This is a genomic window from Bradyrhizobium sp. BR14999, assembly GCF_056106085.1.
Genome location: NZ_CM148536.1, coordinates 6,284,785 through 6,310,260 on the forward strand (window position 1 = coordinate 6,284,785; position 25,476 = coordinate 6,310,260).

Annotated in this window: 24 protein-coding genes; 6 read left to right on the forward strand and 18 right to left on the reverse strand. The window is 60.9% G+C overall.

Translation table 11 applies throughout. The features are described from left to right. Nucleotides 1–943: 943 nt before the first annotated feature. Nucleotides 944–1,159 carry a dodecin family protein gene (locus ACR9YP_RS29505; RefSeq protein ID WP_091883835.1) on the forward strand — a complete coding sequence of 72 codons (216 nt, stop codon included), beginning with the start codon at nt 944–946 and terminating at the stop codon, nt 1,157–1,159. A gap of 806 nt (nt 1,160–1,965) precedes the next feature. Here ACR9YP_RS29505 and ACR9YP_RS29510 read toward each other — a convergent pair. From ACR9YP_RS29510 to ACR9YP_RS29545, 8 genes are all read right to left on the reverse strand, one after another. After that, nucleotides 1,966–3,210 (reverse strand): glycerate kinase type-2 family protein, encoded by a 1,245-nt coding sequence (locus ACR9YP_RS29510; RefSeq protein ID WP_474217702.1) that lies wholly within the window; start codon nt 3,208–3,210, stop codon nt 1,966–1,968. Nucleotides 3,211–3,253: 43 nt separating this feature from the next. Continuing rightward, entirely contained in the window at nt 3,254–4,108 is an 855-nt protein-coding gene (locus tag ACR9YP_RS29515) for a sugar phosphate isomerase/epimerase family protein (protein WP_438109312.1), read from the reverse strand. A gap of 13 nt (nt 4,109–4,121) precedes the next feature. After that, a complete protein-coding gene (locus ACR9YP_RS29520; RefSeq protein WP_474217703.1) occupies nt 4,122–4,907 on the reverse strand; it encodes an enoyl-CoA hydratase/isomerase family protein in 786 nt (261 codons plus the stop codon). Nucleotides 4,908–4,917: 10 nt separating this feature from the next. Then, complete coding sequence (locus ACR9YP_RS29525; RefSeq protein WP_438109315.1) at nt 4,918–6,543, reverse strand: acyl CoA:acetate/3-ketoacid CoA transferase; 1,626 nt, start codon at nt 6,541–6,543, stop codon at nt 4,918–4,920. Nucleotides 6,544–6,579: 36 nt separating this feature from the next. After that, entirely contained in the window at nt 6,580–7,422 is an 843-nt protein-coding gene (locus tag ACR9YP_RS29530; protein ID WP_438109317.1) for an ABC transporter permease, read from the reverse strand. A 5-nt stretch (nt 7,423–7,427) separates the two neighbouring features. Then, nucleotides 7,428–8,336: an ABC transporter permease gene (locus ACR9YP_RS29535; RefSeq protein WP_438110805.1), complete on the reverse strand. Its 909-nt coding sequence runs from the start codon at nt 8,334–8,336 to the stop codon at nt 7,428–7,430. 13 nt (nt 8,337–8,349) lie between these two features. Further along, on the reverse strand, nt 8,350–9,423 hold the full coding sequence (locus tag ACR9YP_RS29540; RefSeq protein WP_438109319.1) for an ABC transporter ATP-binding protein: 1,074 nt from the start codon (nt 9,421–9,423) through the stop codon (nt 8,350–8,352). Between the two features lie 109 nt (nt 9,424–9,532). Beyond that, nucleotides 9,533–10,717: an extracellular solute-binding protein gene (locus tag ACR9YP_RS29545; RefSeq protein WP_474217704.1), complete on the reverse strand. Its 1,185-nt coding sequence runs from the start codon at nt 10,715–10,717 to the stop codon at nt 9,533–9,535. A gap of 147 nt (nt 10,718–10,864) precedes the next feature. On the opposite strand from ACR9YP_RS29545, the gene ACR9YP_RS29550 reads away from it, so the two are divergent. The 4 genes from ACR9YP_RS29550 to ACR9YP_RS29565 are packed head-to-tail and all read left to right on the forward strand — an operon-like array spanning nt 10,865 to nt 14,441. Continuing rightward, a complete protein-coding gene (locus ACR9YP_RS29550; RefSeq protein WP_438109322.1) occupies nt 10,865–11,638 on the forward strand; it encodes a 3-ketoacyl-ACP reductase in 774 nt (257 codons plus the stop codon). Continuing rightward, nucleotides 11,638–12,126: a MaoC family dehydratase gene (locus ACR9YP_RS29555; RefSeq protein WP_438109324.1), complete on the forward strand. Its 489-nt coding sequence runs from the start codon at nt 11,638–11,640 to the stop codon at nt 12,124–12,126. Before ACR9YP_RS29550 ends, ACR9YP_RS29555 begins: the two co-directional genes overlap by 1 nt. Next, a complete protein-coding gene (locus ACR9YP_RS29560) occupies nt 12,123–13,298 on the forward strand; it encodes a dihydrodipicolinate synthase family protein (protein ID WP_474217705.1) in 1,176 nt (391 codons plus the stop codon). Before ACR9YP_RS29555 ends, ACR9YP_RS29560 begins: the two co-directional genes overlap by 4 nt. 33 nt (nt 13,299–13,331) lie before the next feature. After that, on the forward strand, nt 13,332–14,441 hold the full coding sequence (locus ACR9YP_RS29565) for a LacI family DNA-binding transcriptional regulator (protein ID WP_474217706.1): 1,110 nt from the start codon (nt 13,332–13,334) through the stop codon (nt 14,439–14,441). Between the two features lie 343 nt (nt 14,442–14,784). Here ACR9YP_RS29565 and ACR9YP_RS29570 read toward each other — a convergent pair whose 3' ends face one another. The 10 genes from ACR9YP_RS29570 to ACR9YP_RS29615 are packed head-to-tail and all read right to left on the reverse strand — an operon-like array spanning nt 14,785 to nt 23,955. Next, the gene (locus ACR9YP_RS29570) at nt 14,785–16,113 is read right to left on the reverse strand and encodes an amidase family protein (RefSeq protein WP_438109332.1); all 1,329 of its coding nucleotides are present in this window, start codon (nt 16,111–16,113) and stop codon (nt 14,785–14,787) included. A gap of 22 nt (nt 16,114–16,135) precedes the next feature. Then, entirely contained in the window at nt 16,136–16,819 is a 684-nt protein-coding gene (locus ACR9YP_RS29575; protein WP_438109333.1) for a DUF2848 domain-containing protein, read from the reverse strand. Further along, entirely contained in the window at nt 16,803–17,495 is a 693-nt protein-coding gene (locus ACR9YP_RS29580) for an ABC transporter ATP-binding protein (RefSeq protein ID WP_474217707.1), read from the reverse strand. The genes ACR9YP_RS29575 and ACR9YP_RS29580 overlap by 17 nt, the downstream gene beginning before the upstream one ends. Next, on the reverse strand, nt 17,495–18,241 hold the full coding sequence (locus ACR9YP_RS29585) for an ABC transporter ATP-binding protein (RefSeq protein ID WP_474217708.1): 747 nt from the start codon (nt 18,239–18,241) through the stop codon (nt 17,495–17,497). Before ACR9YP_RS29585 ends, ACR9YP_RS29580 begins: the two co-directional genes overlap by 1 nt. Further along, nucleotides 18,238–19,161 (reverse strand): branched-chain amino acid ABC transporter permease, encoded by a 924-nt coding sequence (locus ACR9YP_RS29590; protein ID WP_438109335.1) that lies wholly within the window; start codon nt 19,159–19,161, stop codon nt 18,238–18,240. The genes ACR9YP_RS29585 and ACR9YP_RS29590 overlap by 4 nt, the downstream gene beginning before the upstream one ends. Then, complete coding sequence (locus ACR9YP_RS29595) at nt 19,161–20,060, reverse strand: branched-chain amino acid ABC transporter permease (RefSeq protein ID WP_474217709.1); 900 nt, start codon at nt 20,058–20,060, stop codon at nt 19,161–19,163. The genes ACR9YP_RS29590 and ACR9YP_RS29595 overlap by 1 nt, the downstream gene beginning before the upstream one ends. 46 nt (nt 20,061–20,106) lie before the next feature. Beyond that, nucleotides 20,107–21,495, reverse strand: a complete 1,389-nt coding sequence (locus tag ACR9YP_RS29600) for an ABC transporter substrate-binding protein (RefSeq protein WP_438109337.1) — start codon at nt 21,493–21,495, stop codon at nt 20,107–20,109. Nucleotides 21,496–21,548: 53 nt separating this feature from the next. Next, nucleotides 21,549–21,929: a cupin gene (locus tag ACR9YP_RS29605; protein ID WP_474217710.1), complete on the reverse strand. Its 381-nt coding sequence runs from the start codon at nt 21,927–21,929 to the stop codon at nt 21,549–21,551. A gap of 17 nt (nt 21,930–21,946) precedes the next feature. Continuing rightward, entirely contained in the window at nt 21,947–23,416 is a 1,470-nt protein-coding gene (locus ACR9YP_RS29610) for a 4-hydroxyphenylacetate 3-hydroxylase family protein (protein ID WP_474217711.1), read from the reverse strand. Nucleotides 23,417–23,436: 20 nt separating this feature from the next. Further along, entirely contained in the window at nt 23,437–23,955 is a 519-nt protein-coding gene (locus ACR9YP_RS29615) for a flavin reductase family protein (RefSeq protein ID WP_438109339.1), read from the reverse strand. 142 nt (nt 23,956–24,097) lie between these two features. Here ACR9YP_RS29615 and ACR9YP_RS29620 point away from each other — a divergent pair, with 142 nt between their 5' ends. Next, complete coding sequence (locus tag ACR9YP_RS29620; protein WP_438109340.1) at nt 24,098–24,706, forward strand: MarR family winged helix-turn-helix transcriptional regulator; 609 nt, start codon at nt 24,098–24,100, stop codon at nt 24,704–24,706. The last annotated feature ends 770 nt before the right edge of the window (nt 24,707–25,476 follow it).

Consider the following 25,476-nt stretch of genomic DNA (forward strand, 5'->3'; position numbering starts at 1 on the left):
CTCGGGGGCGCACTCGTGGTTGTGGAATTCTCTCGGTCTGAGCCTGCATATCACTACTGTTTCTGCACAAGGCGGACGTGCCGGTCAGAAGGAGCTATTCACGCCGCGCATCGGCCCTTATGCCGTCGGATGTAATTTCATACTCGTCGCCGCGATGCCTGAGCCAGCCTGCCTTTACCATCGCGATCGCGGTCTCTTCACTGCATAACCGGTGGTTCCCGCCGGGATAGTACAATTTCCCACCATGTGCGACCAAACGGCCGTACACGTGCGCTTGCCGCAGCACTCTCCGCATTCCGGGCGTGGGGGTGACCATGATGCCCATAAACCTTGGGGCTCAGCAGTCCTTCCGACCGGAAATATATCGCAGCGCGCTGCCCGCGGCGAGGAGTATTACTGAATTAATCACTGCATTGCATAACGATGGCGCAACTGACGTTGCCAGACGGGGAGATGGGTGGCTGCCTGACGAAGGCCGGCAGACCACCGTCAAGCCGAAATGGATTGCGGCCTCAAGGAACTTGAAATGCAGTAAGGTGGGCACCGCCCGTCTTTCGTGTGCAAAGCCCGACAGCTGCGAAGCCACACTATTGAGAGCATCTGCAACGTCCGCAAGTGATTCACTGAAATCAGCGTTCGAATCGTCTCTTTGCCCGCTACCTGGCGCGGCGCCGCGAGCCGCCGCCAGCATCAGCGCCTCGACCGCCGCCTGCCAATTCAACGCATTTCTACTTGCGCTTCGACACTCCGGCGTGCGGGTCCGACCGGATGTCCGCTTCGCGCCAAGAGCCATCCTCCCCTCCAAGTCCCGGCTTGCCCCTTCTCAACTCCGAGCGAAGTCCCTGAGACCATATCGCGTCGTATAAGCGCCGATATCTTGATGCTAGATTCCACAAGGCAGGGGGCGCCCTGCTTCCTGCTTCATACCGAACAGGAGGACGACATGCCTGATAGCGTCTACAAGATCATTGAACTAGTCGGTACCAGCAACGATTCTTGGGAGAAGGCCGCCGCTAACGCGGTCGAGCAAGCTGCAAAATCTCTTCGGGATCTTCGCGTTGCAGAGGTCGTCAAACTAGATATGCAACTGGATGCCATGGGAAAAGTGGAGGCCTATCGCGCCAAACTCAACGTATCGTTCAAGTTCGAGGGCTCCTGAGCCTCATACCTCGCCCGCTTGCGTGGCGAGGATGGCTCGGTGGAGAAAGACGCGTCGAGCGGCCCGCCAAACTGTCACCCGATTTGGAAAGAGTCCCGCTTTGCGCCGATTGTGTCGAAGACGTCCACGAAGTCATGATCCAGGGTCGTACGACGCGCTGGGCGCGTGGGCCGTTTGATTGTGCCTAAGCGGGCTGGATCGTGGGCGACGGGATCAGCTTTGTGAGCTTACGTAGGTTCTGCGCTTTGCAGGCGCCACATTGGAGGCGCGACTACTCGAGTCGAAAACGAAAGCTTCGGGGCGAGACGACGGAGCGACTCGAACCCTCGACGTTATTTTTCACTTTCGGTGCAGTCAGCATGCCTTCACCGGCAGGCGAAAAGCCAAGCCATTCGTGAAACTATCAGCTCGGACAGGAGTACCCTGCCCGTCCAAGCTTTCTGCCGATGCCACATCAGTCCAAAGCGCAAGGCCACACTTGCCCTCAATAGATTTTTCTTGATCTCCCGGTGCACACGTCGTGCACACGCCGCCTCTTAAATCATTGAGAAACTTGAAGTCTCGGTCCAGTCCATCATGGGCAAGTTTGAGCTAGCTCGAGCAACCAAGGTCCCACTAGAGCCCATTAACAATAGCGTCGTATCGCATGAAGTGAATTCTGAGGCTCGAATCGTCTCGCCCGAAGAGCTGTGGGGTTTCGGGTCGGTGGAGCGCTACCGCCTTTCCACACACCAAACAAACCTACGATATCTGATCCAATCTTACGCATAGGCAGTCGTGAGCCTTGAAGCCAGAGGAGCTTACGCTCACTGAACCAAGATTGCGCGGAAATCGTTGACATTGGTCAGTGTTGGCCCTGTCATCACGAGACGGTTCATCTTGGCAAACGCCCCATAGGCGTCATTTCGGGCTAGATGCGCAGCAAGATCGACTTCGGAGTCGCGGGCCGACGGGACAAACATGGGATCGAACCAAGCGCCGGCGTTATCCTCAGATCCATCGATGCCGTCCGTGTCCACAGCGATCGCGGAGACGCCCTCCGCGCCGTCAAGGGCCAATGCCAGTGAAAGAAGGAATTCGGTGTTTCGGCCGCCTCGTCCCTCCCCGCGCATCGTGACTGTTGCCTCGCCTCCCGACAGGATCACACAGGGGCGCTTCGCCGGAGTTCCGTAGCTCAGAACAGACCGTGCAATGCCGGCCATGACGATGCCGACCTCGCGTGCCTCGCCTTCGATTTCATCGCCCAATATCAGGGGCTCAATGCCCAGCCGGCGCGCAGCGAGAGCGGCTGCGTCAAGCGCCATCCTCGCAGTCGCGATGACGTGAGTCTCGCCGTCGACCGTGGTAGGCGCAACGTTGGCTGCGATTACCTTCGCGACGTGGGCCGGCACATTGATTCCATGGCGATCAAGGATTGCGCGGACATCAACCAAGTGGGATGATTTTCCCGCGACCGTTGGACCAGAACCGACGATGGTCGGATCATCTCCGGGTACGTCGGAAATCACGAAGGTGACCAACTTAGCGCGGCAGGCTGCCGCGAGACGTCCCCCTTTAATTGCCGAGAGCGCTTTCCGAACCTCGTTCATGGCGCTGATCGGCGCACCCGAGCGAAGCAACTGGGAAGTCAACGCTCGTTTCTCATCCAGGGTCACGCCAGGCGCAGGCAGACTCAGGAGCGAGGATGCCCCTCCTGAGATCAGGGCAACAACGAGATCGTTGGGGCGAGCGCTCCTGACGAGTTCTAGTATTCTCTGCGCTGCTCGCAGTCCGGCAGCATCCGGCACAGGGTGAGATGCCTCCACCACCTCGATCGATCGCGTCTTTGCAGCATGACCGTAGCGAGTGACAACGAGCCCCTCGAGCGAATGCGGCCATTCGGCCTCAAACGCTTGAGCCATGCTCGCGGCGGCTTTGCCTGCCCCCACGACGATCGTGCGGCCCGATGGCGGGCCAGGGAGACGTCCGGCGAACTTACCGGCCGGGCGAGCAGCATCTAGCGCTGCTTGCAGCAGGGCATCGAGAATCACTCGAACGTCCGAATTGCCCATTTCCGTCCTCGATTGCAGTTTGGCGCTAGTTCAAGCCGTGTTCTCAAATCGAGGAAAAGCCCTTGGCGCAAGCAACGAGGACGTCGTCCTCGGGCGTGGACCACCAACGTCTGGAAAAGACCTCTACTTCCGTGAAGCCGCTATAGCCTGTGGCTTCAATTTCGCGCCGGATATGCTTGATGTCGATGACACCATCTGCCGTCATTCCACGGTCGAGCAGAAGATCGCTGGTCGGGACGAGCCAATCGCAGACGTGGAAAGCCATGATCCGCCTCGATGGTCCGGCGGCGGCGATATCCTCGCTCAAGCGCCAGTCCCACCAGACGTGATAGACGTCTATGGCCACTCCGATCCCACCTTCGCGCGACGGATCCAGACGTTCGCATAGCGCCAAAGCTTCTCCGAGGCTCGTTATGCATGAGCGGTCACCCGCATACATGGGATGGAGGGGCTCAACCGCGAGGCCGACGCCCGCCTTTTTGGCGTAAGGCAGGAGGATATCAAGATCTTCGGCCACTTGCGCCCGAGCTGAATTCAGATCTTTGCTCCCCTCTGGGAGACTCCCGACCACCAAGACAAAGCACGGCGCGCCCAATTCGGCCGCCTCATCGATTGCACGACGATTATCGGCAACGTTCGCTTCGAAATTGCTCCGGTTTGCGCCTGGAAAGTAGGTTCCGCGACAGTACCCGCTCAACGCCAGACCAGCGTCTCGAATGTGCTTGCCGATGAGGCGATGGTCCTCTCCTTCGAGATCCCGGCGCCATGGCGCAATTCCACCGAAGCCGTGACGGGCCACACGTTCGATGACATCTCCAATAGGAGAGCGGTGCCCGAGAGTGGCAGTGTTGATCGAACAGCGCGACAGCGGCAGGGGGCGGATCGAAATTTCGGGCATCGCAGTCACTTCTCTACTTAAACCTGGGGGCGCGCTTCTCTACGAAAGCTGCCTTACCTTCGATCGCGTCGTCCGAGAGCCCAAGGGGAACGGTGATTTCAGACTCCATCGCCAGCCCTGCGTGATATCCGAGCCGCAATGTAGCCGAAACACAGCGCCGAGATGCGCTAACCGCTTGCGGCGACACCGCCGCGATTTGACCTGCGACCTCCAATGCGCGATCGAGCAGCTTGTCATCATCGACCAGCTCATCGAAGATGCCGATCCGATACGCCTCTTCTGCATCGATCGGCTGTGCCGTCAGCATCAAACGGAGAGCTTGACCGCGGCCGACGAGGAGCGGCAGCCGCATGGTCCCTGTCGCGGTCGGCATCGCTCCGAGCTTGGCCTCGGGCACACCGAACTTCGCACTGCGTCCCGCGATCCGGATATCGCAGGCGAGTGCCATGACCGCGCCGCCGCCAAGCGTATGCCCATTGCAGGCGGCGATGACTGGCACCGGTCCGAGTTCAATGGCTTCGTTCAATGCCGTCTCCGCGAGGCGAGCAGATTCAATCCACTCCGCCGTCGCCTCAAACTCCCGGATGTTTGAACCAACCGAGAAGGCCGCCCCCGTTCCGATCAGGACGATGCATCGTGCCGAATAGTCGACCCGGGCCCGCTCCAGCAGCGCCTTCAGTTCGCGACGGGCCTCCACCGTGAAGACGCCGAGAGGCTGGGACACGATTCGGACCAGCAGCACGCCGGGACGAGGCACGCTCGTTTCGAAGACGGAATTTGCGACAATCTGCTTCGACATTTCGATTTCCTCAGGCGGCGCGTTGTTTGCTCTGCGGCTTCGTGCCTGTTCGGTCTTGCAATTTCAGACCGAACCGCTCCGGACGAAATAGTCGTTCGTCCATCAGCTTCAGATCGTCAGCCACGAAAAGGGGCGTGCCCGCCCTCGCGATGATGTCGCGTTCGAGGTCAACGCCCGGGGCTATCTCTACGACGGTCAGACCGCTTGGCTTGAGCGCCAACACGCACCGTTCGGTTACGTAGGTGACATCGCATCCCCGATCCACAGCCCGCCGGCCACTGAACGTGACGTGGCTGACCTCGGGAATGAACTTTGCGATCTTGCCTTCTTGCTCGATGCGCAGTCTGCCTTCGCCTGCGGACACCCTAAGGCCGCCCGCCATGAAGTAACCGCTGAAAACGATCTTGCGGGCGTTTGCCGTAATATCAACGAACCCTCCGCATCCCGCGGTCAAATAAGGCCGTGCGGCAAGACGCGACACGTTGACGTTTCCGAGCGCGTCGACCTCCAGAAATGAAAGGAACGAGCTGTCGAAGCCTCCGCCCTGAAAATAGGTGAACTGTTGCGGTGTCGGAACAATTGCCTGCGCATTCGCCGCGCATCCAAATGCGAATCCGGTAAGCGGCACGCCCCCGACCGCTCCCTGCTCGATAGCCCATGTGACCGCCTCGGCATGGCCTTCTTCAACGAGAATTTGGGGGACCATGGCCGAAATGCCGAAGCCGAGATTAACGGCGCTGTCGTCCATCAATTCCATCGCTGCACGACGGGCGATGACTTTCTCGACGCTCCACGGCTCGGGCTCAAACGAGGAAAGCGGGCGGCGCGTCTCACCGCTTATCGCGGGATCGTAAGAGATCTCGGTTGCCTGCGCCTGCTCCGGGTCAACCACAATGTAGTCTACCAGCGTCGAGGGCACGTGGACGCGGTGTGTCGGAATCGAACCTGATGCAGTCGACCGCTTGACTTGGCAGATGACGATTCCGCCGGAATTACGTGCCGCAAGCGCGAGATCGACCATACCCAAGACAGCGCCTTCATGCTCCATCGAGATGTTGCCACGCTCATCGGCGGTAGTGCCGCGGATGATGGCGACTTGAGGGGCGTGATTGGGAAAATGCAGCCAGGGCTCTCCGCCGAACTCGACGAGGTGTACGATTTCTCCGCGCTTAGCTGCCGCCTCATTCATCTTGCAGCCATCGAGCCGCGGGTCCACGAACGTGTCGAGGCCAACCTTGGTCAGTACGCCAGCCTGCTTTGCCGCAACGTCCCTCGCCATATCGTACATGACGCCCGAGGGCAGGTTATATGCGGCGACCTCGTTCCTGCCGATCATCTCCCAAATCGCCGGAGATGGGAGCGACGAAGGGCCGCTTGGGTAGGAGCCGGCGAGGATCGTCGACAGCAATCCCTTCTGGGCGAGATGGTCGATTCCCTTGATCCCGTACATGTCGCCGGCCGCGATGGGAGAGAATACCGTGAGATCGCGCGGGTGCCCCTCCGAGCGGAACCGTTCGCCGATGGCGGCGAGCACGAAATCGGGGCAATTCAATCCCGCAGAGGCCCCGATGCAAACGACGTCTCTGTCGCCGACAAGTTTCGCAGCGTCGGACGCTGTGATAATCTTTTGCTTCACTTTCGATCTCCCAAGTGATCGTCGAACGGACTGGAGTCAGTGGGCCGGCTGCTGCTTGGCACGAGTGACGATCTGCGTTGGGTTCACGAACCTCAGCGCGATGATCAGCCAGGCAAGCGTTGTCACCATGTAAACGACGGCCATCGCATCGATCGACTGAACGGCCCGCACACCCGCGGCGAACACAGCATAATAGAGAGCGACTACGAGTGTCTGGCTCGTGGGGCCGGCGACCAGGAAGGTGAGCTCGAACATTGCGATTGTCCGAACGAGCACCAGCAACAGGGCGGCCAGAATGCCGGGAAGAAGTAATGGCATCAGAACGTGCACAAACAACTTGAACGTATTCGCGCCGAACACTCGTGCGGCCGCCTCGAGCCTTGGATCGATCTGCTCGATAAACGGGATCATGACCAAGATAACAAACGGCACGGTCGGGACCAGGTTAGCCGCGACGACGCCCCAGAACGTTCCTGCAAACCCAGTCTGATAGAGGGCGGTGGCGAGCGGGATGCCGAAGGTGATCGGTGGCACGATCAACGGTAGGAGGATGACCAGCATGATCATCTTCTTCCCAGCGAAGTCTCGGCGGGCGAGCGCATATGCCGCGGTGACACCCAACAGCCCCGATATGACGACGACCGCCCCGACGACTTCGAAGGTAACGAGCAGGACGTCCTGAAGCTGGAATTCGCTCCAGGCCGATGAATACCAACGCGTGGTCCAGCCAGCAGGAAACCATGTGCCAAGCCAGCGGGTCGCGAACGAACTCGTCACGACCGAGGCGATCATCGCGAACAGGTTGAGAATGAAGAATCCGACAAAAATCCAGACCGCTCGGATCCACAGCTTTGATGAGAGAGATGTGTCGCGGATCATCGATCTTACCCCTTCGTCCCTGCGACGGGGCCCCGATAGAACAGGCCGCGGGTCGCCATCATGCCGACGACAATCGCGAGCTGAACGAAGCCCATGATCATCGCGATCGCAGATGCCATCGAATAGTCGTACTCCTCGAACGTAGCTTGATAGGCCGCAATCGAAATCACCCGGGTTTGTCCCGCCGGCTCACCCAGCAGGACGGCGGAGGGAAAAACCGAAAACGCCTGCACGAAGCTCAGGCAGAAGGTGATTGCAAGCCCGGGCATCAAGATCGGCAGAAATACGCTGGTGAAGCGTTGCCGAGCGTTGGCGCCCAAAGTCGCAGCGGCCTGTTCGAGTGCTGGATCGATCCCTGTCACATAGGACAGGACAAGAAGGAAGGTGAACGGGAAGCCGTTGATCACCAGCGACGCGAACACACCCCAATAATTGTGCACGAGGCGCAGCGGATGATCGATCAGCCCGACCGCTATCAAGGTGCGATTAAACCACCCTTGTGGCCCCAGATAGTTCAGGAGTCCTTCAGCGATCAGAACCGTTCCAAGCGTGATCGGGACAACCAGAATCGTCGTCAACAGCCGCTGCCGGTACATAAGCCGCACGCGGAACGCGACCGGCAGCGAAACGACGAGATTCAGCACCGTGACTGGAACCGATAGAAGGAGCGTCTTCCAGATCGTGGTGTAGAGGTATGGATCAGTGAAGAATCGCTCATAGTTCGACCAGGCAGATCCGGCCTTCGGCTCGAACGACAGGATCAGCCCGTATGCGAACGGATAGAGAAAGAGAAGCGCTAATAAGGCGAACGCCGGGATCACAAGAAGAGTCACCGCATCGAAGCCTCGTGCGGCGATCCGCTGACGCAAACTCGGACCAGATTCAATAGTTTGCTTCTCGGCGAGGACCGTCATCGTCATGGACGCCTCACATCGCTTCGCTGAACACGAGGACACGTTCCGGTGCGGCCCGCAGGTGGACATTTGCGCCGAGTGCCACTGCATGGTCTGATCTGAAGATCAGATCAATGCCGTCTGACGTACGGGCCGTTCCGACAAACTCGCGCCCCCGATACTCGATGGTCTCGATCCGCGCGGCGAACGCGTTCTGCCCGGGTTCGCCAGTCATCAGGTCATCCGCGCGGATCGCTGCGTAGGCTTCGGAGCCGTCCGCCACTGAACTTCGCAAGACGCCCGTGACCTCGCTACCGCCAACGGCAAGCGTGGCGCTGTTGCCAACCTGACGGACGACCCGACCCTTGATACGATTTCGGAAGCCCATGAAGTCCGCGACGTCGATGTGAGCCGGCTTCTCATAGAGTTCATTGGGGGTGCCGACCTGGCGGATAACGCCATCCTTTAGCACGACGATTCGATCGGCGAGAGAGAGCGCCTCGTCCTGATCGTGTGTGACGTAGATCGTGGTCGCGCCGAGCGTGTTGTGGATCCGTCTTATCTCGGCTCGCATCTCGAGGCGTAGCTTGGCGTCAAGGTTCGATAAGGGTTCGTCCATCAGAACGAGTGGCGGCTCGATGACGATCGCTCGCGCGATTGCGACGCGCTGCTGCTGTCCTCCTGAGAGTTGGCCGGGCAGCTTCTGCGCTTGCCCAGTGAGGCGGACGAGCGCCAGCGCTTCGTTCACCTTTCGCGAAATTTCTGCTTTCGGCACGCCGCGCATCTTCAGCCCGAACCCCACGTTCTGCTTCACGGTGAGGTGAGGGAAAAGCGCATAGCTCTGAAACACCATCCCAAAGCCACGCTCTTCCGGTCGAAGCGTGTCAATGCGCCGCTTGTCGAGCCAAATAGACCCGCCCGTAACCGGAAGGAGCCCGGCAATGCAGTTAAGGGTCGTCGACTTTCCGCAACCGGAGGGCCCGAGCAGGGCTATGAATTCGCCGCGCTTCACGGTGAGCGTCACATCCTTGAGCGCGTTCAATCCTCCGAACTCGCGGCGAACCTGCTCGAGGCGGAGCTCGTCAAACTTCTGGAGGGCGATGGTCATGGATCCTAATCCCGTGTGTCGACCGTTCTGATTCCGTCGACTTGAAATTGCGAAAAAGGGGGCTGCCAATCGCGTCGGGCAGCCCCAGTTTGGGAGCTTTTCGCGCGGGCTATTTGCGCTTGGCGGCGCCGATTTCCTCGTCCCAGCGCCGGAACGCCGCCACGAGTTGATCCGCCTGGAGCTGTATTTCGAGCGGTGCGGACGCGGTCACGCGGTCGTAGTCAGGCCAACCGAACTCCTTGATGGCGTCCTGGCTTTCCTGCGGAGCCATTGCGAGCGTCGACCCCTTCACGGATGGCCCTGGATAGAAATAGCCCTCGTCGTACGCAAAGGCTTGCTGCTCAGGCTTGAGCAGATGCTTGAGCAGATCGATCACGACCGGCATTTTCTCTGCCGCCACGCCTTTCGGCACGGCAAAGAACATTGCGTCCGCGACCCAATGGAAGCCCTCCAGAGCACAGAGCGCTGCCTCCTTGGGTACAATGCCGAGCACCCGCGGGTTGATGTACCAACCGACCGTCGAAACGATCATGTCCCGCGTACCGTCACCGAGCTCCTTCATCGTCTGCCCAGTTCCGGAAGGATAGTATTCAATGTTCTCGCCGAGAGCCTTCAGATAGGCCCAGGTCTTGTCCCACCCTTTTTGCGGATCCGAGGGATCTTTGTCCCCGAGAAGATAGGGTAACCCCATCAGGAAGGTGCGCCCCGGCCCGGAGTTGGCAGGCCTCGCATAGAGGAAGCGGTTCTTGTTCTCACGAGCGTAAGCAAGCAAATCGTCGGCGGTTTTCGGAACTTTCTTGACGCGCCCGGGCATGTACTCAAACAGCGGACCCGACGGCGTATAGGCGATCTCCATACCCTGCCCCTTTGCCAGGCCCTGCATTTTGAGGGCGCCGCCATCGTAAATTTCTTCGGGCTTGGGCAACGCGCCCGCATACTGCGGCAGTAGCTCCTGCCACAATTGCTGCTCGATCCCGGCAAACAGGCCGTCCGTGCCGGTAAGCACGACATCGATATCGACGCGATTGGCTGACTGCTGCGCCTTCAGTTTGCTGGCGAGCTCCGGCGCTGGCGCCTTCGAATAAGCGATCCGCGAGACGAGCTTGGAATTTTGCTGCCTGTAGGCGTCGATGGATTTCTGGCTCAGAGCGAGATTGCCAGCCACGTCGATAATGTTGAGCGCGACAGGTGACGAGGGCATCGGACCAAGCCGTTGGGCTCGTGCGCCCACGGCCATGAGCCCGAGGGCACCCATCCCGGTTACGACAGTTCGGCGATCTACAGGGCGATTCATGTGGCTCCTCCGTGCCGCGACTAGTTTTCTCTTGCTTGTGTTACTAGAACGATATAGTAGAACGATCTAGTAGATCGATCTAGTAACAGCTCTTACGGGCTTTGGCAAGTGCCATTCCACGGCTGAGCAGAGACACAGGAAACGCGCATGAACAATCAGGGGCGCCCGCGCGCTTTGGTCACCGGGGCGGGTCGCGGGATAGGTAGGGCCATCGCTGCTGCCCTATCCGGCGCAGGGTTCGCTGTTGTCGTGAACGATCTGCCCGGTTCGACAGATCTTTCCGAAACCGTGGACGCCATCCGCAGAAGCGGCGGAGAAGCACAGGCCGTCGCTTTCGATATCTCGAGCGTAGGTGCGCATCAGCAGTTTGTGGAAGAAGCGTGGGGCGCCTTCGGTGGCCTCGAATGCCTGGTCAACAATGCAGGCGTGTCCGTCGGAATCCGGGATGACCTCCTGAAAGTGACCCCCGACAGCTACGATCGCGTCATGGCGATCAACCTACGCGGCCCGTTCTTCCTCACCCAGGAGGTCGCGCGTCGAATGATCGGTGCGGACACATCCTCGTTTCGCAGCATCATCACTGTGTCATCCATCAATGCCGAATTCGCGTCGATTGATCGCGGAGAGTACTGCATCTCCAAAACAGGGCTTTCCATGCAGGTTCAACTCTTTGCGGTCCGCCTCGCCGAGCATGGCATCGGATCTTACGAGATCCGCCCCGGGATTATCCGCACTCAGATGACCGCCGTGGCGAGAGATAAATACGACCGCCTGATCGCCGCGGGGCTGACCCCCATCAAGCGCTGGGGCGAGCCCGATGACATCGGAAGGGCGGCAGCCATGTTGGCGAAGGGGCAGCTTGGCTATTCGACCGGCGAAGTCGTTCGCGTCGATGGCGGCCTTGCACTGCGGAGCCTGTGATGGGAAGGCCGGGACGCCGGCTCGAGGCCGGCGAATATTGGTTTGAAGATATCGCCGAGGGCGACTGCTACGAAACAGGCCGCCTCGTTGTGACGGATGCCCATATCGTCAGTTTTGCAGGCCTGTCCGGAGATTTCTTCGACGTCCATATGGATGACGAATTTGCCAAGTCACTGGGATTCCCGGCCAGAGTTGCACACGGGTTATTAGGATTGGCGCTTGTGGATGGGCTCAAGAACCGATCCGCAGTTCGCGTTATGGCGATCGCGTCACTCGGTTGGAATTGGAGATTTCGGGCGCCAATCTTCGCAGGGGATCGGATCGGAGCCAACGTACGCATCGCAAGCGCCCGGCTCTCGAGCAAGGGCCGCGGCATTCTCGCCCTCGCTTTCGAAGTTACGAAGCAAGATGGAACAGTCGTGCAGGATGGTGAAACCACCCTGCTCGCCCGCCGTCGAACAACCAACGAAGGAGGCAACGTCCAATGACTCTCATTCGATTGCCGCGTGACGACGGTCGCATGGATGAATACACCGTGCCCGCTCCCGCCAAATGGCGCACGTCAAAGCTGAACCAGCCCATGGCGCGGATCGCCCTGTCCGCCGGACATGTTGTTTCCGATCCCCGCGCCGATATTTCCCCAATGCGGGACATCGCAATTGACTTCGAGGCCACTCAACGCTTCCGAGATTATCTTTGGGATCTCGGATTGGGCGTCGCGGAGGCTATGGACACAGCCCAACGGGGCATGGGCCTTGACTGGGCCTCTGCTCAAACCTTGATCCGAAACACAGTCCAGAGCGCCAAGGCGCGGCCGGGCGCAATCGTCTTCTCCGGCGTCGGGACAGACCACATTGATCTCGTCGGCGCGAGCCTGGACAAGGTCGTGAAGGCATATTCCGAGCAATTGTCCTTCGTCCAAAAACTCGGAGGGCGAGTAATTCTCATGGCCAGCCGGGCATTGGTAAGCGCGGCGGGCGGTCCCGCCGACTATGCCGAGGTCTACAGGCGAGTGCTGGCTGAGGCTGATCAGGCCGTAATCCTTCATTGGCTTGGCGACATGTTCGACCCTGCGCTTGCCGGCTATTGGGGACACCACGACATCAGCGCGGCCATGGATGTTTGCCTTGGGATGATCGCGGACAATGCTCACAAGATCGACGGGATCAAAATCTCGCTTCTCCATGAGAAGTACGAAATTGCCATGCGCAGGCGGCTGCCGCCCGGCGTCAAAATGTACACGGGCGACGACTTCAACTACCCTGAGCTGATTGCGGGAGACGATCAGGGGTTCAGCCATGCACTTCTCGGCATCTTCGACGCGATCGCGCCCGCCGCTTCCGCAGCACTGCTGGCACTGAGCGATGAGGACCGGACGGCTGGCACCAAAGCCTTTCGTGAAATCCTGGATCCGACCGTCGCCCTATCGCGCGAACTGTTTCGAGCGCCAACCCAATACTACAAGACGGGTATCGTCTTCCTGGCATATTTGAATGGTCACCAGGACCACTTTACGATGCTCGGAGCTCAGCAAGGCGCCCGCTCCATCCTGCATCTCTCCCGCGTCTTTCGGCACGCGGCGTCGATCGGGCTCTTTGCAGATCCCGAGTGTGCAGCTGCGCGCATGCGGACTATACTGGCTCTTCACGGGGTGGGATGACACTCGCCCCTTGACGATCGTCGGACATTGTGAATGCTGCCCAGCGGCAGCTTCAAACGGCGGGTTAGGGACGTCGAGATAGTGGACGCGAAAGCAAGAAAGGGCGACTCTCGACCGACGCTCGTGGACATCGCCAAGGCCAGCGGCGTGTCCAAGGCGACGGTCTCTCTCGTGCTTCGGAACAGCCCTACCATTCCCGAGCGAACCCGCGAGAAGGTGCTGGAAGCGGCCAGAAGCATCGGCTACGTGTACAATCGCGGTGCCGCGAGCTTGCGCCTGCCTCACACGCGAATGATCGCGATGGCGGTCAACAATCTCACGAATCCATACTTTGCCGAAATCGTCGCTGCAATTGAGGATGCACTCACAGCCGAGAACCGCATCGTTCTCATGTCCAATACCGGCGAGTCGGTGGCAAGGCAGAGCGCCTTCATCGAGACGGTGCGAGAATACAACGTTGATGGATTGCTCATCGTACCAGCGGTCGGCACGGATGCATCCTTCGTCAACTCTTTGCATTCGCTGCACCTGCCGTGCGTACTTGTCTCGCGAACGGTGCCGGGTGCGAAGGTCGACTACGTCTCTCCTGACCATCGCGGTGGAATGATCAAGGCGGTGGATCATCTCATCAAGCTTGGTCACACGCGTATCGGAATGATCGGCTCGAACGAGAACATTTCAACCGGGCGCGATCGTTTTGCCGGCTATCGGCAAGCTTTGGCCAAACACGGCATTCCGCTTGAGCCGAGGCTAGTTCTATCCGGCGCAGAGACGCGCGACGTCGGAATGGCACACGTCCTCCAACTGCTGGATTTGCCTGAACCACCGACGGCCGTCGTATGCTTCAACGATATCGTCGCTTTCGGCGCCATGCTCGGCCTTCGCTCGCGAAATTTAACTCCAGGCGAAGACTTTTCTGTCGTGGGCTTCGATGACATTGCCGAAGCGACCCTGTGGCGTCCAGCCTTAACTACTGTCGCGATTCCCAGGCCGAACGTTGGCAAGGCCGCAGTCCAATTGCTGTTGCGGCGCATCGGCAACAGGGACGCACCTTTCGAGTCAGTCCTTATTCCGACAGAACTCGTTGTGCGTGACACGACCTGCGCGCCGCCAAAGAAGTCGCGAAGCAAACGCAAGCACTGATCCTGACGCGTAAACCAGGCTGGGCCGGATCGATGAGGGTCCTCGGCAGAAAGTCAGCTTCGTCCTGAATTCAGCAAAATCCTTCGTCCTAGAAGGAGAGCGATATCAACCTACCTGATCGATAGTCTGCCGCTCGTAACGGTCTGGTTGCAAGTTCGAGTCCTGCCGGGCCCACCAGTGAAAATCAGCGGGTTATCATATCTCCTTTTGCCTCCGCGGGACCGCCGCACCTCCAACCGCCTCGCCGTCTCCATTTGGCATCGGCAAGCTACAGCTTCAGAGGCGGCCTTGCCACAGCCCATCCAAGCAATGGTAGATTCGGCGGCCCTGTCGCGCGAAAGGGCTACGCAGTATGCCGATGTCCCCGCAGCAGCGTTTCCACACTGGACGCGATCTCCAGCAACCGCCGGTCGGCATTCCGGCGGCCGATCAGCATCAGACCCACGGGAAGACCTTCGAGCGGCAACGGCAGCGAAATCGACGGACAGTCGAGCAAATTGGCGACGCGCGGGTTGCGCAGCACGAGGCCATTGAGCTCATGGAATGCCGCATCCGCCGCGACAGAGGAAAGAAGCGGCGCCCGGATAGGTGTCGTCGGCAGGATGAAAACCTCGTTGTTGCCGAAAGACTGTTCGAAGGATCGGATCGCGGCGTGTCTGAACCGAACCATGCGCACATAGTCCGTACCGAGGATGCCGGCGCCGGCTTCGATGCGAACGCGCGTTCGAGGATCGACCCCATCCAGGCCTGGAAGCCCCAGACTGCGCAGCGTTGCGCCGACCTCGATCGACGGGAACGTGCCGAGCTTGTCGATCTGTGCAACATCATCGAGAGCAGCCTCGATGGATCCATCCTTGATCTGCAAGCCGCCCGATCGCAGCCACTCTATGGCCTTCTCGAACGCAGCGAGCACCTCGGGTTCGCAGCGATCAAACAGGCGCCCGCGGGCAACCACAAGGCGGAACGTGCCGGGAGATGCTGGCCGCAGGCGCGACGGCGCGCCTTCACCTGAAAGTACCTGATCCGCCACGAAACAATCCTCGACGTTCGCGGCGATCGGACCGACTGTGTCGAGACTAGATGAGAGCGAGAACGCCCCGGCGGTCGGCACGAATCCACTGGTCGGCTTGAAACCGACGGCGCCTGACAGCGCGGCCGGGATTCGGATGGAGCCGCCGGTATCGCTACCGATGGCTATGTCGGCCATGCCGTCAATCACGGACACGGCAGCGCCCGATGACGATCCTCCAGGAACGCGGGCGCGATCTCGAGGATTGCCCGGCATCCCGTCATGCGGATTCGTACCCAGCGCGGAAAAGGCAAATTCCGTCATCTGTGTCTTGCCGATGACGATGGCACCCGCAGCCCGCAACCGCTTCACGACCTCGGCGTCTTCAACCGCCGGTGCCAAACGGCGCAGGACAGCAGACCCGGAACTCGTGACCGTACCGGCGACGTCGAACAACGCTTTTATCGAAACGATACGACCATCGAGCGGACCGCGGGGCGTTCCCGCAGCGGCACGCCGATCCGCCGCTTCAGCCTCCCACCGGGCGCTGTCCGGGAAGACCGCCGTGAAGACGTTCTTTGCTTCCGGTGAGTGGATGCGCGCAAGTGCCGCCTCCAGCCGTGCGACGGCGGAAGGGTGCGATTGATCCTGCGTTACTGTCATGACACCCGCCTAGGGAAAAGGATCAGGAGACGACTGGCAGGACGTCGATGTCGTAGCCATGGGTCAGGGAGCGGTTGAGGACCGGGTCCTTTAGCTCCATCTCGAAACGCGTCCCCGGCCGAATGCCGCCGATCGCACCGGGCGTTCCGCAGAACATCAGTGTGCCAGCCGCTAGCGAGTCCGTGCCGGTGTAGCGACGGATGAGATCGCGCGGCGTCCTGAGCGAGGAGACCGGGCTGTCCTGGTAGAGAACCCGTTTCCCATCGATCGTCGCCCACGAGCGAAGGACCAGCTCATCCCAATGCCCCTCGACATCAGCATATGACCAGAGCTGTGGGCCGAGCGGCTTGCCGCAGAGCTGCTTCGAAAGAGCAATGCCCGACGCTTCGGCCTTGCGGTCGGTATGGTCGGAGCCGATGCCGACCCAAAGCCCGTCGGCCATGGCGACGATGATCGGCTCGACCTCGCCGGAACTGTCCGGACCAAGAACGGTCAGGCGGCTGTCCTGGGTCAAGGTTTGTGCCGCGACACGATAGTAGAGCGGTGTCGTTGAGGGCCGCGGAATGCCGAGCGCGGCAAGCTCCTCGATGTGGTGCTCGATCGCCGCCGCGTCCCTGCCCGCCCAGCCGGCGATGACGAGGGAATCGATCTCGATCCCGACACGGTCGGTCCGGTCATTTGCGAGGCGGTCAAATTGCAGCAACATGGAATTCCCTATCCTTGGTCGATGTGGTCAGGACTTCGCCGCGCTCGATCTGCAGCGTCCTGTCGGCGATCCGGTCGAGCAGCGCGGGCGAGGATTCGGTGATCAGCATGGCGAGCTCTGGCCGGTGCTTGCGCAATTCGCCGAGCGTCCGCGCGTAGTCGAGCGCGAGGGCCGGCGCCAGACCCTGGAAGGGCTCGTCGAGCAGCAAAACCTTGCGTGCCACCGTCAGCGCGCGCCCCAACGCGACCATCTTTCCCTGCCCTCCGGAAACGCCACCGGCGGGCCGGGAGCGCATCACGTGCAATTCGGGGAGCAGCTGGTAGATCTCATCGAGCCTGCGCGCGATCTCGGCACGATCGAGCTTCAGCGCCAATGCCGGAAGGCGGATGTTCTCTTCCACGCTCAACTCCGGAATCAGGCGCCGGTCTTCCGGCGCGTAGCCAATCCCGGCACGGGCGCGCGTGTGGGCGGGCCTGCTGCCGAGATCGTCGGCATCGAGCCGGACCGAGCCCTCTTCAAGCGCGATGAGGCCCATGATTGCACGCAATGTCGTGGTCTTGCCGGCGCCGTTGCGCCCGATCAACACCGTCGCCTTGCGCGCGATGATCTCGCAACTGACTGCGCGGAGCACGCGGACGCCCTCGATCGAGACGCTGACCTTGTCGAGCCTGAGCATCAGGCCACCCCTACGACACGTTGGCGGACTTGCGCATTGCTGAACACCTCGTCGGGCCGGCCCTCGGCCATGATGTTGCCGGCGTTCCACACCAGGACTCGGCTTGCGTAACGTGCGACCACGTCCATGTCGTGCTCCACGAACAGCGCCGTGATGCGTCGCTGGCGCAGCGCGCTCATGAGCGCCTCCATGAGCGGGAAGCGCTCGAGGGCGCTCACGCCACTGGTCGGCTCGTCGAGCAGCAGCAGCCGCGGCTTCAAGGCCAGCGCAACCGCGATGTCCAGCAGCTTGCGATGCCCTTCGGGAAGCGTGCTGCTGATCCGGTCGGCATCGTCGGCGAGCCCGACGAGATCGAGCAACGCCCTTGCCTCCTCTCGTCGCTTCGCTGTCTCAAGCGGCTGGACCACGCTCCACAGACCGTCCGTTGCCGCCAGCGCCAGCATCATGTTGTCGATCACACGCTGTGCGGAGAACAGCTGCGGAATCTGGAATGCGCGAGCGACGCCACGGCGCGCAATGGCGCGTGGCGACAGACGCGTGATGTCGTGGCCGTCGAGCAGCACACTGCCCGATCTCGGACGAATATAGCCCGTGCAGATGTTGAGCAGCGTCGTCTTGCCCGATCCGTTCGGACCGATGATCGCGAGGAACTCGCCGTCATGGATCGCGATGCTGACGTCATCAGCGGCCTTGACGCCGTTGAATGCGACGTGGAGACCTTTTGCTTCCAGGATGGGAGGCGTCATAGGCTCGTCGCCTCCTTGCGCGCGAACAATCCATAGATCCCTTGCGGCATGAACATGATCACGACGATCAGCGTCATGCCCACGATCAAATTCCACGAATCCGTGACGGTCACAGCGGCGCTGTGCAGCAACTCCAGGAACAAGGCCCCGATGAACGCGCCCGGCACGCCGCCGATGCCGCCGAGCACGGCGATCAGCACGAGGTGGCCCGATGCGGTCCAGAACGCGAAATCGGGGACCACGCGACCGATCGCAAAGCCGGCGATCGCGCCGCCAAGGCCAGCAAGCGCCGCCGAAACGACATAGGCGATCAGCAGGATCGCCCAGACCGGGATGCCCAGATATTCGAGCCGGATCTCGTTGGTATGGACGGCCGAGAGCGCATGACCGAGCGGGCTGTTCAGGTAGCGCTGCACGGCAAGACCGACGAGCACCATCAGTCCCAGGCTGAGATAGAACAGCACGCTCTTGAACGCCGGCTCGCCAATCACGACGCCGAAGACAGCCGGGACCGGCACGGGCATGCCGTCGGTCCCGCCGGTGACGCCGTATAGCTTGGCGCACAGCGCGTAGAACACCATGGAGACCGCGAGATTCAACATCGCGAAGAAGATCGCGCGATAGCGGACGAGAAACGATCCGGCGATGGCGCCGACGAGTGCTCCGCCCAGCACCGAGAGGATCAGCAGCAGGCCAAGATCATTGATGCTGGCGCGCGCCAGGAAGGCGACTGCATAGGCACTCGCGGCAAAGAACATCGCATGGCCGATCGAGATCAGCCCGGCGCGGAGCAGCACGGCGACGCCGAGCGCCGCAAAGCCCTTGGCGATCGCAAGCGTCAGCACGAATTGCAGCCAGGGAGCGGCAACAGGCAGCAGCGCAATGACGAGGACCGCCGCAGCGGCAACGATCGTTGGCATCAGATCCTCCGCGCCGTGACCGATCCGAACAGGCCGTAGGGACGGATCAGGAGAACGACAACCATCGCCGCATAGGGCGCCACCGCATCCAGCGACGGCACCAGATAGATCGCCAGCACGCGCGCCAGGCCGACGATCAGCGAGGCCAAGGCGGCGCCCTCGATCTGTCCGAGGCCGCCGATCGCCGCAACGGCAAAGGCGAGCACCATGGTGTCGGCCCCAAGACCAGGCGCGATGCCTGACGTCGGCGTCGCCAGCGCACCGCCCAACGCTGCCAGGAACACGCCCAGCGAAAACGCCAGGATGAAGATCCGGTTGGTATCGATGCCGATCGACTGCGCCATCTCGCGGTCGGTGACCACGGCCGTGATCAGGCGCCCCAACCTTGTGTGATTGATCAAAAGCCGCAGGCCGATGACGACGAGGAGCGCCATGGCGATCAGGAGGATCTGGTAGTTGAGATAGACGACGCCGCCGATGCTCGTGGTGCCGAGCAGGCGCATCGGCGCGTCTTCGTAGAAGGACTGGACGCCGAAGATCACGCGCTGAAGGTCCTCCAGGACGAGGAACAGCCCGAACGTGATCAGGATCTGCACGGCTTCCGATTTGCCATAGGTCCAGCGGACCAGCCCGCGCTCGATCAGGGGGCCGAATATCGCCGCGACGCACACGGCGCTGAATAGCAGCGCCAGGAACGACAAATACGGGTTGAGCTGGCGGCTCGCGATGAACAGGCAGATCGAAGCCGCGACATAGCCGCCTATCGAATACAGGCTGCCATGGGCGACGTTGAGGACGCGCAGCACGCTGAAGACCAGCGTCAGGCCGACCGCCGCGAAGAAGATCAGCGCGGCGCTGGCCAGACTGTCCAGCAGCAGGGGGATGATTGCATTCGACATCGGCTTACGCCTTCCGTGACTGGAATCAGGTGAACGCTATCCAGACCTATTTGTAGCTGCCCGGCTTCGGCAGGCTTTTGGCAAACTCGGGCTTGAGGGTCGCAATCCACGCCAGCGGATCCTGGCCGGCCTGCGGCATCAGGCTGTCGCCCTTGTAGCGAACCATGTCGCCGATCACGGGAAACTGCTGCGCCGGTATCTTCGCGGTGACGCCGACGATCTGGTCGACGAGGCCGTCATTGTCGGCGCGCGTCTGCGCGGTGCCGGTCAGGGTCTCGACCTTGCTACGCTTCATGGCGGCGGCGAGCTCGGCACGTGTCGGCCATTTGCCGCCGTTCTTCTGCATCGCGGCGTCGTAGGCGGCTTTCACGTAAATCAGCGCGTTGGCCATCTTGATCGACGGGAACACCGGATACTCGGCGAAGCGCGCCTTGTAGGCTTCGGCAAACTTCACCGTCTCCGGCTTCGCCTTGGCGTCCGGCGACATCCACCAGCCGTCGCCGAGAACGCCGACGATCACGCCGTCAGGCAAGGGCACGCGTTGCAGCACGGTCTCGCCGAGTGCGAGGATGACTTGGCTGGAGGTGAAGATCCCACGCGGAGCGGCCTGGCGAACGAAGTTCTCGAGATCGGCGCCCCAAAGGTTTGAGAAGACCACGTCCGGTCGCGCGGTGGTGAGGCGCGAGATTTCGGTCTGGTAGTTCGGTGAGCCGAGCTTCGGATAGAGTTCGGCGACGATCTCGACGTCCGGCTTCAAGGCTTTCAACGCTGCGGTGAAGATCTTGGCCGCGTCATGACCGAACGCATAGTCCGGGTTGATGATCGCAACTGTCTTCACGTCGGGTTTGCGATCCAGCAGGTAGATCGCGTAGGCGATGAATTCGGGCACGGTGTTGCCGTTGGGGCGGAACACATATTTGCTCTTGCCGTCCATCAGCAGCTGGTGGGTGTCGCAGTTCCAGCCCACGGTGGGGATCTCGAGCTGCTCGGCGAGCGGCGCCAGCGCCAGGCAATTCGCGCTCGACAAGGCGGCGACCATGACCTGGTTCTTCGCATCCCCGGCGAGCCGGCGATATTCCGCGATCACACCCTGCGCGCCCTGCGCCTCGTCGACATAGGTCGCGCTGACCGGCACGCCTCCAATGCCGCCCTTTGCATTGATCTCGTCGATCATGAGGTCGGCTGCGTTCTTGCCCGGCATGCCGTAGGCTGCGGCAGGACCTGACGTGAATGTGAAGATGCCCAGCCCCAACGCGCTCGGCTTGTCCTGCGCAGCCGCCGGCGTGACCGCGACGACACCAAGCGCGAGTGCCCCGGCCAGTCCATCCACGACCCATCGGATATTGCCCTGCGGCAGGCCGCGATCCAGCCTGAAGAGCCATTCAAGTGACGACAGGCAACGCGCAACGACGATGGAAATACCTCTGGACGTCATGACTTCTCTTTCCCCTGGGTCGATCGAATGATGTTGTGCGGCAGCGATCCGGATCAGACCGGATCGAAATAGTGTATCTCCAGAAGCAGGCAGCCGTTCACCGACTTGAACGGCCCATGTGGCGCATGCGGGGGCCGGCAGGCGTACGTGTTCGGCGGGAAGCTCTTGCCGCCCTCACCCTTTGCATCATTGCCGACGATCAAATCGCCCGAGACCAGATAAACCTCTTCCCAATACTCGTGCGAGAACGGCGCGGTGGTGTAGACGCCGGGCGCGAAGCGGAGCAGCCGCGTCCGCGTCCCGCGCCGGTTCTCCTCATCCAACCCGCCCGCGATGATCTTCTGCTGGATGCCGGCCGGATATCCCGCCGGCACTTCCCAGCCGGTGGTCATATCGAGCGTATGGAATTCGTCGTGCTTCTTGTTGACGGGCATGGATTGTCTCCTTCGGATCAGGCGGCTTTGCTGGCGGTCGAGACGCCGTTGAGGTCGTAGGAATCGAGCATGGTCTGCACCAGCCGGTCGGCGCCGGCCCAGTCGTAGGTCCGATAAGAATGACCTTTCGTGACGAAGGTCGCGCCGGCGTAGAACATCTCGTATTGCTGATGGCGCGAGCCGAACTCCGAGCCGACGGCATCCCAGGCAAGCTTGTAGAATTTCACCCGGTCGTGCGAGTTGGCTTTCGGCGACTGCTGAGTCTTGCCGATGAGGGCCGCGATCTCCGGATTGTCGAAGTCCGCAACCGACGAAGGCAGCATGATCATGCCGCCGCCAGCGAGCTCGCGAAGCGTGTTGATGACGTGCGCGTAGAGCTGCTGCGTCAGCACCTGCGCGGAATAGAGCGTGTGCCGGTCCGGGATGAAATAGGGACCGACCTGCGCGCCCTTGGCCTCCATCGCGGCTACCAGCGCGTCGACCATGCCGGTCTCGGCCGCGAGCTGGCCGAGCATTTCGCGCACTTGCGGGAACTGGGTGACCCCGTTCATGTCGGCGGTCCGATGCGCAAGGCCGGTCAGGAACTTGAGCTTAACGCTCAGGCGCACCATCGCCTGGTAGTTCTGGTAGACGTGGCAGGGCGTGGCGTGAAACTGCTTCTGGCACATCTCGACATTGCCTTCGATGAAGACGCGGTCCCACGGCACTTTCACGTCATCGAAATAGAGAACCGAGTCGTTCTCGTCGAAACGGCTCGACAGAGGGTTGTCGAACACTGCGCCCGCGGCATCTTCGTAAGATTTCCGCGACAGCATCTTGAGGCCCTTCGTGTTCATCGGAATTGCGAAGGACATCGCATAACGCTCTTCGCCTGGACGCATCGGCTGGATGGTCGTGACGAAGACCTCGTCGGCGACCACGCCGCCGGTGGCGAGCATCTTGGCGCCGCGAATCGTGATGCCTTCTGCGTCGCGATCGACGACGCCGGCGGTGAGGAACGGGTCGGCCTGTTCGGCCGCACCCTTGGAACGATCGGCCTGCGGATTGATGATGACGTAGGTGAGGTAGAGATCCTTGTCGCGAGCGTAGCGGTAGTAGCTCTCGAGCGCGCCGGCACGGGCGGGATCATACGCCTTGAAGACATCGAGCCCCATGTAGAGCCCGGAGATGCAGGACGCCACGTGGTCCGGCGCGCGACCCATGAAGCCGGCGTGCAGCGAGGCCCACGCCTCGAGCGCCTTTCGTCGCGTCACGAGCTCGGCATAGGAGGTCGGAAGCTGCCAGATGCGGTTGGCCCGACCTGCGCCCGTGTCGAACGTCATCAGCTCCGCATTCGCCGGCGCGTTAGCGAAGTCAAACAGGCCCGCCATGGAGCTGGCGAGGTTGCGGAAGGCATGGTGCGTTGTGACATCGCCGACTGACGCGCCGTTGATGTAGATGGTCCGGCCGTCCTTCAGGCCTGACAGATATTCCTTTGCGCCACGCATCGCAGGTCTCCGGTTCAAAGCTAGTAGTGAATGGGGAGCGGCCAGGTCGGCTCGCGCTGGGTTTCATCGACCAGATCGCGGTATCGGCCGCGAAAGAAGATCAGGGGAGCGGCGGCCTCGGCGCGGCTCGCATGGCGAACGACACGGACAACGAAGATGACGTGGTCGCCGCCCTCGTAGATCGCGTACGGCGCGCATTCGAAATGCGCCATCGCGCCCGAGATCAGTGGCGCCTCGGCATGGCCGACTGACGTCTTCACCTGGTCCCATTTGTTGGAGAGAGCGCGCGCAAACTGGTTGGAGATGTTTTCCTGGTCGCGCGCCAGGATGTTCACGGCAAAACCCTTGGCCTCGATCATCGCGGGCAGGCTGCGCGCCTTGCGATCGACACTGAAGAGAACGAGCGGCGGATCGAGCGAGACGGAGTTGAACGAGCTCATGGTCATGCCGATGAGCTCTTCCCCCTTGCCGCGCGCGGTCACCACCGCAACGCCGGTGGCGAATTCGCCAAGAGCACGCCTGAATGCACGATCCTCCATGGACACCGCCTCGTCGCCCGGTCTTGATTTATAATTCTCAAATAGCTTTCTGACAAAGCTACTTGAGAATGTCAATACCCTTGCTGACGGGGCGCATGCGTGCTCTTTAGTCAACTTCCAACGCTATGATTTTGCGGAGAGAATGCCCGTGTCCGATGCGCTGTTGACGGCGACGAAGCCTGAGTTGCTCGACAAGGATGGAGATCGCACGCTTCGCGGTGTCCTCTACGACTATTTTGCCTTCGGACGAAGCCTGGAAGCCGCTCGCGAGACATTCGCGAGCTTTGTCGGCCTATCGCCGACCCAGTATCTGATCCTGATCGCGATCAAGAATTCGACAGCGGAAAAGCCGATGGGTGTTAATCAGGTCGCCGAGCGGCTGTATCTAAGTGGCGCCTTCGTCACCAACGAGATCAACAAGCTGGTCTCTGACGGTCTGATAGAGAAAAGCCCACATCCTGGCGACGGACGCCGCGTGCAGCTCACGCTGACCGAACACGGGATAAACCTATTGATCCGGCTCGCCGCCTTGCAACGCCCGGTGAATGACGCGCTATTTGGAATGCTCACGCGCGAGGAGTTCAGAGTGCTCTCCCAAATGCTGTCTCGTCTTGCTTCCAACGCCGATAGCGCGTTGAAGCTTGCCGAGCACGTCCGGGCGACGCTCACGTCTCAAAATAACGAAGCGTCCCGCGCCGAGCCGGAGAGAGTTCGCAAGAAGCGACGAGCAAGCCGTCAAAGCCTGCGGTAGTGACTATTTAGACCAAGGCGTTGGGTGCTTCTGACCGCCCTGGACTAGCGACTGCGTCGTCAAAACGAGGGCAGCGCGAGCAACCCAGCGAGAGTCTTTGGCTCTCGATTGGGTCCGTGAGTCGCCCAACCGCATTGAGGTGGAAACGACTTCAGCCGCAGGACTGAGACTGTTGGTCAGCACTTGCCCTTCCCTTCCGTCAGAATTTGGCGTGTAGGCGCCCCCTCACGTTGGCTGTCATGAGATTTTTCTTGATTTCCCGGTGCACACGTCGTGCACACGCCGCCTTCTAACCCTTTGAACAAGTTGAACTCTCGCTCCAATCCATCATGGGGGCTGTGGAAAATTTTCGATCTAAGCCGTTCATTTTACTGAGATATTTTCGCTCCGATCGACCCTTCATGCTATTGGACCGATTGAGAAATCTGGTTTGACGAGGCTTCCGCAGCTTGGCTCTTCTAGGACCATATATGCATGAATTGGAAGCGGAAATCGCTCCTTCGGATTCTCAGTGCACACGTCACGCACACGAGGGGAGGAGTGCGCAGGCTGTCTCGCTTATACTCATTTCGCGATGTGAGTATATTCGCGGCCCGGTGCGCCCCTTAGGAACTGGCGGCCATTGGAGCGGCGCGCTGCGGCGATAATACAGCAGCGAACAGGGCGTCACGCCAAGGACGGCCCGGTTTGAGCAAAACGCCCTGTCATCAACTTTGGAGAAAGTACTCTACACTCCACCGATGGCGTCTATGGGGCAAACGACTTGGCCG